The organism is Burkholderia sp. Tr-20390, from assembly GCF_017104595.1.
Lineage (GTDB): Bacteria > Pseudomonadota > Gammaproteobacteria > Burkholderiales > Burkholderiaceae > Burkholderia.
Genome location: NZ_JAAGPC010000051.1, coordinates 35,878 through 49,933 on the forward strand (window position 1 = coordinate 35,878; position 14,056 = coordinate 49,933).

Consider the following 14,056-nt stretch of genomic DNA (forward strand, 5'->3'; position numbering starts at 1 on the left):
GCGCAAAAACAAAATGCCTGTATCAGCGGACTGACACAGGCATCTTGCTGGCGGCAATCGCCTCGATTACTTACGCAGACCCAGCTTCTCGATCAGTGCGCGGTAACGGTCGGCATCCTTGCCCTTGAGGTAGTCGAGCAGTTTGCGGCGGCGGCTCACCATGCGCAGCAGGCCGCGGCGGCTGTGGTGATCCTTCGCGTGGGTCTTGAAGTGACCCGTCAGTTCGACGATACGTGCGGTCAGCAGTGCGACCTGGACTTCGGGGCTCCCCGTGTCGTTGGTACCGCGGGCGAACTGAGCAACAACTTCCGACTTCTTGATATCTGCAACAGACATGTGATTTCCTTTCTAACTGAACAGGCGGACACGGAAGAATGGCCGTGCCGTGACTTACAACCGGCGCGCATTGTAGCACAACTCCACGCCGTTCTTACCGCCTCCTGTCACGGGCGCGTCATCGAGCAGGTGGACGGCATCTCCGTGCGCGGCGCCGGCACCGCGAGCACCGTCCGGAAACCGTAGCCCGAGCCCTCGTTGTCGAAGCGCACGCCCGGCGTGCCGACCTTGTCCATCTCCATCACGTAAAGGGGCTGGATCAGCTGGTGATCCTGCGCGCGCATTTTCGATGCGTGGAAGCCGTCGTCGAACGACAGGCCCTCGAGCGCGCGTGCGACCGCGACGGGGTCGGCGGAACCCGCGCGGTTCATCGCGGCGGCCAGCATCTCGATCATCAGGCTCATCCGTCGCACCGGATAGTCGTCCTGGGCGGCCGGAAAACGGCTCCGGAACGCGCGGTAGAACGCATCCGATTTCGCGCCGCCCGCGTTCGGGTGCCAGTCCGCCACGGCCACGACCCGTCCGACACCGGCATCGCCGAGCGCCGCCGGCGCACCGAGGCTGTTGCCGTAGAAGGTATAGAACTTCGCATTCAACCCCTGCTCGCGCGCCGCCTTCACGAGCAGCGTGAGGTCGTTGCCCCAGTTGCCGGTCACGACGGCGTCGGCGCCGCTCGCACGGATCTTCGCGATGTACGGCGAGAAATCCTTGATCCGGCCGATCGGGTGGAATTCGTCGCCGGCGATCGTCACGTCCGGGCGCCGCGCGACCAGCGCCTGCCGGGCGAGCGCGCTGACGTCGCGGCCGAAGCTGTAGTCCTGGTTCAGCAAGTAGACCTTGTGGAGCGCGCGGTCGCGGCCCATCACGTCCGCGAGCGCGGCCATCCGCATGCCCGCGTGCGCATCGAAGCGGAAATGCCAGAAACTGCAGCGTGCGCCGGTCAGCGCCGGATCGTCGGCCGAATAGTTGAGGAACAGCATCCGGTTGTCCGCATCGCGCGCGTTCAGCTTGTCGAGCGCCGCGACGAGCGCGGCGGCGACGGCCGAACTGTTGCCTTGCGTGACGAACCCGATATGGCGGTCCGCGGCCGCGCGCAACTGCACGAGCGCCTCCTCGGGGCTGCCCTTGCTGTCGAGCACGACGAGTTCGAGCGGATGCGCACCGTCGCGCAGCTTCACGCCGCCCGCCGCATTGACCTGCTCGACGCCGAAGCGCAGGTTGCGCTCGACCGCCGCGCCCGCATTCGCGAACGGGCCCGACATCCCTTCGATCAGCGCGATCCGCACCGGCTCGCCGCCGGCAAACGCCGACGACACCAGCATCCATCCCGCGCTCAACGCGAGCGCGCACCGCTTCCACCCCTGCATCGGCCACCTGCCCTTCAATCTGCCCGAGAAGCGCGGATCATAGGCCGGCGCCCCGGCCGCCCGCAAGCGCGACGCGCCCGGCGATCCGCACCGATTTTTTCCGCGCGATGCGCCGTCGCACGCCGTCCGTGATAAAACGGGACTTGTTTCCGTGTTCTGGAGAATCCCCATGCGCATTCGCATTCCCGCGCGCCTGCCGGTGCTGGTCGCCAGCGCCGCCGCGCTGCTGGCCGGTTGCGCGCAACCGTGGCAGCAATACCAGGCCGGCCAGGACGAGTCGGCGATCGTCGCACGCATGGGCCCGCCGCGCGAAATCTACGACCTGCCCGGCGGCGGCAAGCGCCTGATGTGGCCGACCCAGCCGATGGGCGAAATCACCATCGCGGCCGACGTCGACGCGGCCCACAAGATCGTCAACGTGCGCCAGGTCCTGCAGCCGAATGAGTTCTATCGCGCGGAGATCGGCAAGTGGACGAAGACCGACGTCCTCGTGAACTTCGGACGCCCCGTCGAGACGTCCTACTTCCCGCTGATGAAGCGCGAGGTGTGGACTTACCGGTATCTCGAGGACAACGTCTGGTACATGATGTACAGCTTCTACTTCGATCCGCAGGGCATCCTGCGCATCACGCAGAAAACGCCCGACCCGCTGCACGACCCCGACCGCCGCAACCTGTTCTGACCGATTACGCATTTACGCGCAATATTCAGCATGGCCATTCACGAATCATTGCGTGAATGGCCATTTCCTTTTTTCCGCTTTCCGATTAATTCGGAAAATGCGACGGAAATCTTTTCCGATCGATGACATTCCGATGACACCTCGCTGACATCCCCGTCATGCGGGCCTTTGCGCGGAAACAGGCATGCGCGGTGCATGTCATGCGGCGAATTGGTGCACGCAATGCACTACGCCAAATCAATTTGAAACAAATTGTTTCATCACCCCCGAAGTGCTAGGGCATACCCCTAATATCAGTCGAAAACCAACCTTTCAATTTAGAAAGAATGCCATTGCGACATTTTTGCCGATATTCGTTTGCCTTTATCACAAAGGAGTCCTCATGAATCGCCCCAAGAGCATGCTGGTTGCCAACATCGCCTGGGCCCGCGAAACGCGTGAATACACGCCCGGCTTCTTCGACGCGCTCGCGCGCGGCCAGAATCCGCGCGTGCTGTGGATCGGCTGCGCCGACAGCCGCGTGCCGGCCGAGACCATCACGCACTGCGCGCCCGGCGAGTTGTTCGTCCATCGCAACATCGCGAACCTGTTCCATCCCGACGACGACAATTCCGCCAGCGTCCTCGAGTACGCGGTGCGCGTGCTGCAGGTCGACCACGTGATCGTGTGCGGGCACTACGGATGCGGCGGCGTACGCGCGTCGCTGCTGCCGCCGCCGTCCGACCTGCCGCACGTCGCACGCCGCATCGCGCCGCTCTGCGCGCTCGCGCGGCGCCATCGCGACACACTGGACGGGCTGGACGACGCGGCCGCCGCCGACCGCCTCGCCGAACTCAACGTGCTCGAACAGGTGAGGCTGCTGCGTGCGTCCCCGATCGTGCAGGGCCGCGAACGGCCGCCGCTCGTGCACGGCTGGATCTTTTCGCTCGCCGACGGCCGCCTGCAGGAACTCGATTCCGGCTACACCACGCCGCCCGCCGACGTCGAACCCGTGCAGGCCGCGACGGCCGGCGCGCTCGGCTGACCTACCCCGCCCCCAAGCCAATGAAATCGCCCCAACCATGAAACTGAACGAGCGCCTGTCCACCCTGCCGCGCGACATCGTCGCCGGCGTCGTCGTTTTCCTCGTCGCGCTGCCGCTGTGTCTCGGCATCGCCAATGCATCCGGCGTCGAACCGTTCGCGGGGCTCGTGTCCGGGATCGTCGGCGGCATCGTCGTCGCGCTGCTGAGCGGCTCGTCGCTGTCCGTCAGCGGGCCGGCCGCCGGTCTCGTCGTGATCGTCGTCGAAGGGATCGCGCAACTCGGCAGCTTCTCCGCGTTCCTGCTCGCGGTGCTGCTGTCCGGCGTGCTGCAGTTCGGGTTCGGCATGCTGCGCGCCGGCCGCTTCGCCGCCTACGTGCCGTCGCCCGTCATCAAGGGCATGCTCGCCGCGATCGGCCTGCTGCTGATCGTGAAGCAGATTCCGTTCGCCTTCGGTATCGGCGGGTCAGCCGCGCAATCGTTTGCGAACTGGCCGGGCCTGCCGGTCGCGTGGGCTGCGACGGCCACCGCGCTCGCCTCGCTCGCGCTGCTGGTCGCGTGGGACACGCCCGCGCTGCGCCGCTTTGCGCTGGTGCGCGCGGTGCCGGCCCCGCTTGCAGTGGTCGTGCTGGGGATCGGCGCCACGCTCGTGCTGAGCGTCGTCGCGCCGTCGGTCGCGCCGGGCGCCGCCCATCGCGTGACGCTGCCCGAACTCGGATCGTTCGCGGCCTTCGCGGCGTCGCTCAAGCATGCGGAGCTCGGCCCGAACTTCGCACAGCTGGTCAATCCGGACGTGTGGCGCGTCGCGATCACGCTTGCGGTCGTCGCGAGCCTCGAGACGCTGCTGAGCCTCGAAGCGGTCGAGCAGATCGACCCGAAGCGCCGGCCGACCCAGCCTGACCGCGAGCTCAAGGCCCAGGGCGTGGGCAATCTCGTCGCGGGCGCGGTCGGTGGGCTGCCGATCACATCGGTGATCGTGCGCAGCTCGGTGAACGTCAATGCGGGCGCGCAAAGCCGGATGTCGGCGATCGTGCACGGGATGCTGCTGCTCGCGAGCGTGTTCGCGCTCACCGGCCTGATCAACCTGATCCCGCTCGCGAGCCTGGCCGCGATCCTGATCCACACCGGCTTCAAGCTCGCGAAACCGGCGCTGTTCCGCGCGGTGATGAAACAGGGGCCAGCCGCATTCGTGCCGTTCGCCGCGACGATCGCCGGCGTGCTCGCGGTCGACCTGCTGTTCGGCATCGCGCTCGGCCTCGCCTGCAGCGTGCTGGCGGTCGCCGTCGCGAACCTGAAGAGCCCCGTCACGCTCGCGCAGCACGACGACCACTTCCTGCTGTCGTTCCGCAAGGACGTGTCGTTTCTCGGCAAGGTGCAGGTCAAGCATCACCTGCGGCACATTCCCGACCGGGCCGCGGTGATCATCGACGCGACGCGTGCCGACTACATCGATCACGACGTGCTCGAACTGCTCGACGCGTTCGTCGCCGATGCGCCGCGACGCGGCATCGCGGTCGAGTTCCGGCGGCGCAGCCCGGCGCCGCGCACGGCCGCGCGCCGCTGGCTGTTCCGTGCTCCGGCTGCCGAATGAGCAGTGGATGAGTGGGTAAATGAAAAACCGCCCCGGCGGCACAGGGCCGCACGGGGCGTTTCGGGGACGCGCAGCGCGCAGCGCTTATGAGCGCTGCGGATTGACCTTGTCGTCCTTCGAATGCAGCTTGTTCAGTGCGGAGATGTATGCCTTCGCGGATGCGGCGACGATGTCCGGATCGGTGCCGACCCCGTTGACGATCCGCCCGCTCTTCGACAGCCGGACGGTCACTTCGCCCTGCGCCTGCGTGCCGGTCGTGATCGCGTTCACCGAATACAGCAGCAGCTCCGACCCGCTGCCGACTTCGCTCTCGATCGCATTGAACGTCGCGTCGACCGGGCCGTTGCCTCGCGCCTCACCGGTCACTTCCTTGCCTTCGACCGCGAACACGATTTTCGCCTGCGGCTGCTCGCCCGTCTCCGAACGCTGCGACAGCGACACGAACTTGAAGTGCTCCTGCTCGTGCGCGAGCGCCGATTCCTCGGACACGATCGCGATGATGTCTTCGTCGAAGATCTCGGCCTTGCGATCGGCCAGATCCTTGAAGCGCATGAACGCGGCATTGAGTTCGCTCTCGCTGTCGAGCGCCACGCCAAGCTCCTGCAGGCGCTGCTTGAACGCGTTGCGGCCCGACAGCTTGCCGAGCACGATCTTGTTCGCGGTCCAGCCCACGTCTTCCGCGCGCATGATCTCGTAGGTGTCGCGCGCCTTCAGCACGCCGTCCTGGTGAATGCCCGACGCATGCGCGAACGCGTTCGCGCCGACCACCGCCTTGTTCGGCTGCACGACGAAACCGGTTATCTGCGACACGAGCTTCGACGTCGGCACGATCTGCGTCGTGTCGATGCCGACGTCGAGGCCGAAGTAGTCCTTGCGGGTCTTCACGGCCATCACGATTTCTTCGAGCGACGTGTTGCCCGCGCGCTCGCCGAGGCCGTTGATCGTGCACTCGATCTGGCGCGCACCGCCGATCTTCACGCCGGCGAGCGAGTTCGCCACCGCCATCCCGAGGTCGTTGTGGCAATGCACCGAGAAGATTGCCTTGTCCGAGTTCGAAATGCGCTCCCGCAGCGTCTTCACGAGGTTGCCGTACAGCTCCGGCACGCCGTAGCCGACCGTGTCCGCAATGTTGATCGTCGTCGCGCCTTCCGCGATCACGGCTTCCAGCACGCGGCACAGGAAGTCGAGATCCGAGCGGCTGCCGTCTTCCGGCGAGAATTCGACGTTGTCGGTGAACTTGCGCGCGAAGCGCACCGCGAGACGCGCCTGCTCGAACACCTGGTCCGGCGTCATCCGCAGCTTCTTCTCCATGTGCAGCGGCGACGTCGCGATGAACGTGTGGATCCGCGCGCTGTTGGCCGGCTTCAGCGCGTCAGCGGCGCGCTGGATGTCCTTGTCGTTGGCGCGCGCCAGCGAGCAGATCGTGCTGTCCTTCACGAGACCGGCGATCGTGTGGATCGCGTCGAAATCGCCGTTCGAGCTGGCCGCGAAGCCGGCCTCGATCACGTCGACCTTCATCCGCTCGAGGTGCTTCGCAATGCGGATTTTCTCTTCCTTCGTCATCGACGCACCGGGCGATTGTTCGCCGTCACGCAACGTCGTATCGAAAATGATCAGCTTGTCTGTCATGGGGGGCTCCAGGGCTCTTTATACGGAAGTCAAACGTAACGAGATCGCGCCACCGCTGGCGACGCTAGACAACAGACGAAGCTTGACGGGGGGCGAGAACGGTCAGCGCGGCAGGCGCGCCGACGCTAGCGCGCGTAGCGGCGCACCGGCTAGAAGGAGGGAGAGGCGGGAAAATGCAGTCATGCCAGAGACTATAGCGGCATTCCGTTGGGTGCGCAATCGGACGGCACCCGGGGTTTCCGGCCGCACGGGCCGAACCAGGGACAAATAAAAACGGCGACCCTGGGGCCGCCGTTTTCGGGCAAAGCATGCGCATGCGTCAGTGATCGCGCTGCGACGAGCGCGCCGGATTCGCGCGCCCGCGGATGGCCATGTAGCCCCAGAACACGTAGCCGGACAGCCCGTACAGCACGAACAGGCAGAACAGCATCAGCGGCGGATCGGACGACACCAGCACGAACGCGACGACGACCAGCAGGATCGCCGCGAACGGCACGCGGTGCCGCACGTCGAGCGCCTTGCCGCTGTAGAACGGCGCGTTCGACACCATCGTCACGCCCGCATAGATCGTCAGCACGAACGCGACCCACGGCAGCCAGCCGAGCTTCATCGGCACGCGGTTGTCGGTGGCAAGCCACACGAAGCCCGCGATCAGCGCGGCGGCGGCCGGGCTCGGCAGCCCCTGGAAGAAACGCTTGTCGACGACGCCGATGTTCGTATTGAAGCGCGCGAGGCGCAGCGCGGCGCCCGAGCAGTACACGAACGCGGCGAGCCAGCCCCAGCGGCCGAGATCCTTCAGCACCCACTCGTACATCACGAGCGCGGGCGCGACGCCGAACGACACCATGTCCGACAGGCTGTCGAACTGCTCGCCGAACGCGCTCTGCGTATGCGTCATGCGTGCCACGCGCCCGTCCATTCCGTCGAGCACCATCGCGACGAAAATCGCGATCGCGGCGATCTCGAAGCGCACGTTCATCGCCTGCACGACCGCGAAGAAGCCGCAGAACAGCGCGGCGGTCGTGAACGCGTTCGGCAGCAGGTAGATGCCGCGCGTCTTCAGGAACCGCTGGCGCGCGGCGCGGCGGCTCTCGATGGGCACCGGATCCTGTGCCATCACCTTGTTGCGCCGGAACGGGCGTGGCGTCTGGCCGGCGCCGTTGCGCGGCCGACGCGGTTTGAATGCGGCCATCGTGCGCCTCGCCGCTTACAGTTCGAGTTCGGCGAGGATCGTCGACGACGCGTAGACCTTCTCGCCGATCGACACCTTCGCGCGGCTGCCGAGCGGCAGGTACACGTCGACGCGCGAACCGAAGCGGATGAAACCGTAGCGCTGGCCGCGCGACAGCGGTTCGCCCGCGCGCACGTAGCAGAGGATCCGGCGTGCGACGAGGCCGGCGATCTGCACCGCGGTCACGGTCTTGCCGCTCGCCGTCTGGATCACGACCGCATTACGCTCGTTCTCGGTCGACGCCTTGTCGATCGCCGCGTTCAGGAACGCGCCCGGGAAGTATTCGACCTTGGAGATCGCGCCATCGACCGGCGAACGCTGCGAATGCACGTTGAAGACATTCATGAACACGCTGATCTTCAGCGCTTCGCGGTTCGCGTACGGGTCCTGCGTGGTCTCGACCGCGACGATGCGGCCGTCCGCCGGGCACAGCACCGCGTTCGGCTGCGCCGGGATCGGGCGCTGCGGGTCGCGGAAGAACTGGACGACGAAGACGAGCAGCAGCCAGAACGGCCACGCGAAGCCGAAGCCCCCGACAGCATGGATCAACAGCGCGATGACGGCTGCAATCGCGATGAACGGCCAGCCTTCGCGCGCGATGATCGGATGAGGATAGTTCATGGATTCGTTCTGTGTTCGGTGAATTGCAAAGCCCGTAGGATAGCAAAAGCCGCCCGGGGCACTGCTGCCTTCGGGCGGCTTTTTGGTACCGGCCCTCTATTCGAGGGGCCGGAACAGCACGCGGTGCTTAGTTCTTCGACTGGTCGACGAGCTTGTTCTTCGCGATCCACGGCATCATCGCGCGCAGCTTCGAGCCGACTTGCTCGATCTGGTGCTCGGCCGTCAGGCGGCGGCGCGACTGCAGCGTCGGCGCACCTGCCTTGTTCTCGAGAATGAAGCTCTTCGCGTACTCGCCCGTCTGGATGTCGGTCAGGCACTGCTTCATCGCCTTCTTCGTCTCTTCCGTGACGATGCGCGGGCCCGTCACGTACTCGCCGTACTCGGCGTTGTTCGAGATCGAGTAGTTCATGTTCGCGATGCCGCCTTCGTAGATCAGGTCGACGATCAGCTTCAGTTCGTGCAGGCACTCGAAGTACGCCATTTCCGGCGCGTAGCCTGCTTCGACCAGCGTCTCGAAGCCGGCCTTGATCAGCTCGACGGTACCGCCGCACAGCACGGCCTGCTCGCCGAACAGGTCGGTTTCGGTTTCTTCACGGAAGTTGGTTTCGATGATGCCGGCACGGCCGCCGCCGTTCGCTGCCGCGTACGACAGCGCGATGTCGCGTGCCGCGCCCGACTTGTTCTGCGCAACCGCGATCAGGTGCGGCACGCCGCCACCTTGCGAGTACGTGCCGCGAACCGTGTGGCCCGGTGCCTTCGGCGCGATCATGATCACGTCGAGGTCGGCGCGCGGGATCACCGCGCCGTAGTGGACGTTGAAGCCGTGCGCGAATGCCAGCGCCGCGCCCTGCTTGATGTTCGCGTGGACTTCCTTCGCGTACACGTCGGCGATCTGCTCGTCCGGCAGCAGCATCATCACGACGTCGGCGCTCTTCACCGCTTCCGCGACTTCCTTGACCGACAGGCCTGCGTTTTCGGCCTTGCTCCACGACGCGCCGCCCTTGCGCAGGCCGACCGTCACGTTCACGCCGCTGTCCTTCAGGTTCAGCGCGTGTGCATGGCCTTGCGAGCCGTAGCCGATGATCGTGACTTGCTTGCCCTTGATGAGGGAGAGGTCAGCGTCTTTGTCGTAGAAAACGTTCATGATGGTTCCTTCGCTAATTCAAAAATTCAACAATTCGTTCGGATGGAGTACTGCGGGCCGGGACATGACGGCGCACCCGGCGTGCCTGTCTGGCATCACACCTTCAGGATGCGCTCGCCGCGTCCGATGCCGGAGCTGCCGGTGCGCACGGTCTCTAGGATCGCGCCCGCGTCCAGCCCCTGGATGAATGCGTCGAGCTTGTCGCTCGCGCCCGTCAATTCGATCGTGTAGGTCTTTTCGGTCACGTCGATGATGCGGCCGCGGAAAATGTCCGCCATCCGCTTCATTTCTTCGCGCTCCTTGCCCACTGCACGTACCTTGATCAGCATCAGCTCGCGTTCGATGTGTGCACCGTCGGTCAGGTCCACCACTTTCACCACCTCGATCAGGCGGTTCAGATGCTTCGTGATCTGTTCGATCACGTCGTCGGAGCCAATGGAAACGATGGTGAGCCGCGACAGCGATTGGTCTTCGGTCGGCGCCACCGTCAAGGTTTCGATGTTGTAGCCGCGTGCGGAAAACAGACCGACCACGCGCGACAGCGCGCCCGGTTCGTTCTCCAGCAGGACGGAAATGATGTGTCTCATGTTCGCTTCTTCCAGAATGTGTCCGTGTCGATTCACTCGCGCCGCGCGCTGCCGCGTGCCGCGCCGCCCTTCGTGAAGGCGGCCGCATCGGGCTCAGGCGCGCGTCGCGCCGTTACAGGTCTTCCGATCCGAGCAGCATCTCGGTGATGCCCTTGCCGGCCTGTACCATCGGCCAGACGTTTTCGGTCGGATCGGTCTGGAAGTCGAGAAACACGGTGCGGTCCTTCAGGCGCAGCGCTTCCTTCAGCGCCGGCTCCACATCCGAGGTCTTTTCGATCCGCATGCCGACATGGCCGTACGCTTCGGCGAGCTTCACGAAATCAGGCAGCGCATCCATGTACGAATGCGAATAGCGCTTGCTGTATTCGATCTGCTGCCACTGGCGAACCATGCCGAGATAGCGGTTGTTCAGCGAAATGATCTTCACGGGCGTGTCGTACTGCAGGCAGGTCGACAGTTCCTGGATGCACATCTGGATCGAGCCTTCGCCCGTGATGCACAGCACGTCGTCGTCCGGGTGCGCCATCTTGACGCCCATCGCTGCCGGCAGGCCGAAGCCCATCGTGCCGAGGCCGCCGGAGTTGATCCAGCGACGCGGCTTGTTGAAACGGTAGAACTGCGCCGCCCACATCTGGTGCTGGCCGACGTCCGAGCACACGAACGCATTGCCGTCCGTCAGCTCCCACGCCTTCTCGACCACGTACTGCGGCTTGATGATCTCGCTTTCGCGGTCGTACTTCAGGCAGTCCTTCGAGCGCCAGCCCTCGATGTCCTTCCACCATTGCGCGAGCGCCTCGGTGTCGGGGCCATGCTCGGCTGTCTGCAACTGCTCGATCAGCTCCTTCAGCACTTCCTTCACGTCGCCGACGATCGGGATGTCGACCTTCACACGCTTCGAGATCGACGACGGGTCGATGTCGATGTGGATGATCTTGCGCGGACGCGACGCGAAGTGCGCCGGGTCGCCGATCACGCGGTCGTCGAAGCGGGCACCGATCGCGATCAGCACGTCGCAGTGCTGCATCGCCATGTTCGCTTCGTAGGTGCCGTGCATGCCGAGCATGCCAAGGAATTTCTTGTCCGACGCGCGATAGCCGCCCAGGCCCATCAGCGTGTTCGTGACCGGGTAGCCGAGCAGGTCCGCGAACTGGTTCAGTTCACGCGACGCGTCGGCGAGGATGATGCCGCCCCCCGTGTAGATGTACGGGCGCTTGGCCGTCAGCAGCAGCGACACGGCCTTGCGGATCTGGCCCGAATGGCCCTTCGTAACCGGGTTGTACGAACGCAGCGACACGCTCTTGACGGGCTCGTATTCGCACGGCGTCTTCGAGATGTCTTTCGGGATGTCGATCAGCACCGGGCCCGGACGGCCGGTGCGGGCGATATAGAACGCCTTCTTGACGGTTTCCGCGAGGTCGCGCACGTCCTTCACGAGGAAGTTGTGCTTCACGCACGGACGCGTGATGCCGACGGTGTCGCACTCCTGGAAGGCATCCTGGCCGATCGCGGCCGTGGGCACCTGGCCGCTGATCACGACCATCGGGATCGAATCCATGTACGCCGTGGCGATGCCGGTCACCGCGTTGGTGACACCGGGGCCCGACGTCACGAGACAGACGCCGACATTGCCGGTGGAACGCGCATACGCATCGGCTGCGTGCACGGCCGCCTGTTCGTGGCGCACCAGCACGTGCTGAATCTTGTCCTGCTTGTAAAGCTCGTCGTAGATGTAGAGTACCGAGCCGCCGGGATAGCCCCAGATGAATTCGACGTTTTCATCGGCCAGTGCCTTCATGAGCACGGTACCGCCGATGGAGTCGCTATCGGGAGGGGAAAGGGGTTCCGACGTGGAGAATTCCGCGCTGGGCATGTTCATTTTGACCTTTCGAATTTTCGGCAAAAAATTGATCGGGTGCTCTCTGCCGGGCTTGTGGCTCGGGTTCAAGCGGCGCGTCCAGTTTGAAGGGCAGGCTTCTTGGGCCAGCCTCAAATGAGACCATCACTTCATGTTGCGAATCATTGACGATAGCGGGTCGCGGTGGGGTCGTCAAGCAAAATATCCCGCAGCGCATCATGAGTGCCGCCCGGCACCCCGCCGCCGCGGCTCGCGCGCAACGTGCGGCGCCCAACCCGGTGCCAAGCGGCGCGAAAATTTGATAGCATCCGCGGGTTTTACGAAATTTTTCGACCTTTTACACCACGCAGCGGCCCGCAGCGCATACCTTCACGGAATGGCATCAGACAAGGAACTCGCCGACTTTCTGGCGGGCGTCGAAAGGCGCGCGTTCAAGCAGGCTGCGTACGCCGTGCGTGACGACGATGCGTCGCTCGACATCGTGCAGGACGCAATGATCAAGCTTGCGGAGAAGTACGGCGACCGGCCGGCGGCCGAGTTGCCGCTGCTTTTTCAGCGGATCCTGCAGAACGCGATCCACGACTGGTTCCGCCGGCAGAAAGTCCGCAACACGTGGGTCACGCTCTTCTCGTCGCTGAACAGCAGCGACGACGACGACTTCGACCCGCTCGAAACACTCGAATCCGCGGACGACAACGCGGGCGTCGAAAGCAGCGAGCACCGCCTCGAACGAGAGCAGGTTCTGGCCCTGATCGACGAAGAAATCCAGAAGCTTCCGGCGCGTCAACGGGAAGCGTTCCTGATGCGTTATTGGGAAGATATGGATGTCGCCGAGACTGCCGCCGCAATGGGGTGCTCCGAGGGCAGCGTGAAGACGCACTGCTCACGGGCCACCCACACGCTGGCGCACGCGCTCAAGGCCAAAGGAATCACGCTATGAGCTCCGCTCCCGCAAATCGAGAACACGAATTCGCGTTGAAGGTGCGCCGCGCGCTGGACGAGTGCGCGGCCGACCTGCCTGCTGCGACCACCGACCGTCTGGCCGTCGCCCGCCGGGCTGCGCTCGCGCGCAAGAAGCCCGAAGCCGCGACCGTGCCGGTGTTCGTACCGGCCTTCGCCGGCGCGGCCGGTGCGTACGGCACGGCGCCCGCGAGCCGCCCGCAGGCGTCGTTCGCGCGTCGCCTGCTGCGCGCGTGGCCGCTGGCCCTGCTGCTCGCGGGGCTCGTCGGCATCGCCTACTGGGAAGACATGCAGCGCACCGCCGAACTCGCCGATATCGACGCGGCGATGCTCAGCGACGACCTGCCGCTCAACGCGTATCTCGACCACGGGTTCAACGCGTATCTGTCGCGCGCTCACTAACAGACAATAACGAGGGGATCGCACGGGTGAGTCAGAAGCGCGGCCTGGCCGTATTTTTCGGATGCGTAATCGCGATCGCCGTTTCCTACGTCGCCACTTACCCACGATTCCACCCGGCCCCCGCGACGACCACCGCCGCGGTCAGCAGCCCTGCCGCGCCCGCATCGGCCGCGACCGGGCTGAGCACCGAACTCCCCCCGCTGCCCCTGCCCCTGCCGCTGCCGGCCGCTACCGGCCCGTTGTCGTGGGCGCGCCTCACGCCGGCGCAGCACGCGGCGCTCGCGCCGTTCGCCGACCAGTGGGACGGCTTCAGCGATGCCCGCAAGCGCAAATGGCTGAAGATCGCATCGCGTTTCGCGAAGTTGACGCCCGATGACCAGAAGCGCCTGCAGGACCGGATGACCGAATGGGCCAGGATGACGCCCGAGCAGCGCCGCGTCGCGCGCGAGAACTACCAGAGCGCGAAGGAGCTTTCCGCACAGGCGCGCGAGCGGGCGTGGAAGGCATACCAGCAACTCCCGGAGGAGCAGAAGGAACGTCTCGCGGCCGCCGAGCGCCGCCGCCGGCCGAGCGTCGTCAGTGCGCCGCCGACCGTCGCCGACCGGGACGTGCGCCGCCTCGTCAATTCGC

The 14,056-nt window shown here is 65.3% G+C and carries 14 protein-coding genes; 6 read left to right on the top strand and 8 right to left on the bottom strand.

Annotated features, from left to right (window positions below):
- Positions 1 to 66: 66 nt before the first annotated feature.
- Positions 67 to 336 (bottom strand): 30S ribosomal protein S15, encoded by a 270-nt coding sequence (gene rpsO, locus G3N98_RS16455; RefSeq protein WP_006398792.1) that lies wholly within the window; start codon positions 334 to 336, stop codon positions 67 to 69.
- 107 nt (positions 337 to 443) lie between these two features.
- A complete protein-coding gene (locus G3N98_RS16460) occupies positions 444 to 1,703 on the bottom strand; it encodes a branched-chain amino acid ABC transporter substrate-binding protein (protein WP_206148678.1) in 1,260 nt (419 codons plus the stop codon).
- A 169-nt stretch (positions 1,704 to 1,872) separates the two neighbouring features.
- Here G3N98_RS16460 and G3N98_RS16465 point away from each other — a divergent pair, with 169 nt between their 5' ends.
- The 3 genes from G3N98_RS16465 (at position 1,873) to G3N98_RS16475 (ending at position 4,997) form a co-directional block, all read left to right on the top strand.
- The gene (locus G3N98_RS16465) at positions 1,873 to 2,385 is read left to right on the top strand and encodes a hypothetical protein (RefSeq protein ID WP_206148679.1); all 513 of its coding nucleotides are present in this window, start codon (positions 1,873 to 1,875) and stop codon (positions 2,383 to 2,385) included.
- A 382-nt stretch (positions 2,386 to 2,767) separates the two neighbouring features.
- On the top strand, positions 2,768 to 3,409 hold the full coding sequence (locus G3N98_RS16470) for a carbonic anhydrase (RefSeq protein ID WP_089425982.1): 642 nt from the start codon (positions 2,768 to 2,770) through the stop codon (positions 3,407 to 3,409).
- A 37-nt stretch (positions 3,410 to 3,446) separates the two neighbouring features.
- A complete protein-coding gene (locus G3N98_RS16475; protein WP_206148680.1) occupies positions 3,447 to 4,997 on the top strand; it encodes a SulP family inorganic anion transporter in 1,551 nt (516 codons plus the stop codon).
- Positions 4,998 to 5,081: 84 nt separating this feature from the next.
- Here the strand turns inward: G3N98_RS16475 and G3N98_RS16480 are convergent, their stop codons facing one another.
- The 6 genes from G3N98_RS16480 to G3N98_RS16505 form a co-directional block, all read right to left on the bottom strand.
- Positions 5,082 to 6,626, bottom strand: coding sequence for a 2-isopropylmalate synthase (locus tag G3N98_RS16480; RefSeq protein ID WP_206148681.1), 1,545 nt, complete (start codon positions 6,624 to 6,626; stop codon positions 5,082 to 5,084).
- 319 nt (positions 6,627 to 6,945) lie between these two features.
- Positions 6,946 to 7,818, bottom strand: coding sequence for a CDP-diacylglycerol--serine O-phosphatidyltransferase (gene pssA, locus G3N98_RS16485; RefSeq protein ID WP_069248477.1), 873 nt, complete (start codon positions 7,816 to 7,818; stop codon positions 6,946 to 6,948).
- A 15-nt stretch (positions 7,819 to 7,833) separates the two neighbouring features.
- Positions 7,834 to 8,478 (bottom strand): phosphatidylserine decarboxylase, encoded by a 645-nt coding sequence (locus G3N98_RS16490; protein ID WP_206148682.1) that lies wholly within the window; start codon positions 8,476 to 8,478, stop codon positions 7,834 to 7,836.
- A gap of 127 nt (positions 8,479 to 8,605) precedes the next feature.
- Positions 8,606 to 9,622 (bottom strand): ketol-acid reductoisomerase, encoded by a 1,017-nt coding sequence (gene ilvC, locus G3N98_RS16495; RefSeq protein ID WP_039370562.1) that lies wholly within the window; start codon positions 9,620 to 9,622, stop codon positions 8,606 to 8,608.
- A 95-nt stretch (positions 9,623 to 9,717) separates the two neighbouring features.
- The gene (gene ilvN, locus G3N98_RS16500) at positions 9,718 to 10,209 is read right to left on the bottom strand and encodes an acetolactate synthase small subunit (protein WP_011352712.1); all 492 of its coding nucleotides are present in this window, start codon (positions 10,207 to 10,209) and stop codon (positions 9,718 to 9,720) included.
- A 112-nt stretch (positions 10,210 to 10,321) separates the two neighbouring features.
- Positions 10,322 to 12,085, bottom strand: a complete 1,764-nt coding sequence (locus tag G3N98_RS16505; protein ID WP_046544741.1) for an acetolactate synthase 3 catalytic subunit — start codon at positions 12,083 to 12,085, stop codon at positions 10,322 to 10,324.
- A gap of 355 nt (positions 12,086 to 12,440) precedes the next feature.
- Here G3N98_RS16505 and G3N98_RS16510 point away from each other — a divergent pair, with 355 nt between their 5' ends.
- From G3N98_RS16510 to G3N98_RS16520, 3 genes are all read left to right on the top strand, one after another.
- Positions 12,441 to 13,004: an RNA polymerase sigma factor gene (locus G3N98_RS16510; protein WP_089425985.1), complete on the top strand. Its 564-nt coding sequence runs from the start codon at positions 12,441 to 12,443 to the stop codon at positions 13,002 to 13,004.
- Positions 13,001 to 13,426, top strand: a complete 426-nt coding sequence (locus G3N98_RS16515; protein ID WP_089456646.1) for a DUF3619 family protein — start codon at positions 13,001 to 13,003, stop codon at positions 13,424 to 13,426. The genes G3N98_RS16510 and G3N98_RS16515 overlap by 4 nt, the downstream gene beginning before the upstream one ends.
- 26 nt (positions 13,427 to 13,452) lie before the next feature.
- Positions 13,453 to 14,056: DUF3106 domain-containing protein (locus G3N98_RS16520; protein WP_206148683.1), on the top strand; the 604-nt coding region annotated here is incomplete at its 3' end.

What these genes read in the sequence shown, in the direction of transcription:
- rpsO (WP_006398792.1), bottom strand. Translation starts at nt 336, where the DNA reads ATGTCTGTTGCAGATATCAAGAAGTCGGAAGTTGTTGCTCAGTTCGCC.
- G3N98_RS16460 (WP_206148678.1), bottom strand. Translation starts at nt 1,703, where the DNA reads ATGCAGGGGTGGAAGCGGTGCGCGCTCGCGTTGAGCGCGGGATGGATG.
- G3N98_RS16465 (WP_206148679.1), top strand. Translation starts at nt 1,873, where the DNA reads ATGCGCATTCGCATTCCCGCGCGCCTGCCGGTGCTGGTCGCCAGCGCC.
- G3N98_RS16470 (WP_089425982.1), top strand. Translation starts at nt 2,768, where the DNA reads ATGAATCGCCCCAAGAGCATGCTGGTTGCCAACATCGCCTGGGCCCGC.
- G3N98_RS16475 (WP_206148680.1), top strand. Translation starts at nt 3,447, where the DNA reads ATGAAACTGAACGAGCGCCTGTCCACCCTGCCGCGCGACATCGTCGCC.
- G3N98_RS16480 (WP_206148681.1), bottom strand. Translation starts at nt 6,626, where the DNA reads ATGACAGACAAGCTGATCATTTTCGATACGACGTTGCGTGACGGCGAA.
- pssA (WP_069248477.1), bottom strand. Translation starts at nt 7,818, where the DNA reads ATGGCCGCATTCAAACCGCGTCGGCCGCGCAACGGCGCCGGCCAGACG.
- G3N98_RS16490 (WP_206148682.1), bottom strand. Translation starts at nt 8,478, where the DNA reads ATGAACTATCCTCATCCGATCATCGCGCGCGAAGGCTGGCCGTTCATC.
- ilvC (WP_039370562.1), bottom strand. Translation starts at nt 9,622, where the DNA reads ATGAACGTTTTCTACGACAAAGACGCTGACCTCTCCCTCATCAAGGGC.
- ilvN (WP_011352712.1), bottom strand. Translation starts at nt 10,209, where the DNA reads ATGAGACACATCATTTCCGTCCTGCTGGAGAACGAACCGGGCGCGCTG.
- G3N98_RS16505 (WP_046544741.1), bottom strand. Translation starts at nt 12,085, where the DNA reads ATGAACATGCCCAGCGCGGAATTCTCCACGTCGGAACCCCTTTCCCCT.
- G3N98_RS16510 (WP_089425985.1), top strand. Translation starts at nt 12,441, where the DNA reads ATGGCATCAGACAAGGAACTCGCCGACTTTCTGGCGGGCGTCGAAAGG.
- G3N98_RS16515 (WP_089456646.1), top strand. Translation starts at nt 13,001, where the DNA reads ATGAGCTCCGCTCCCGCAAATCGAGAACACGAATTCGCGTTGAAGGTG.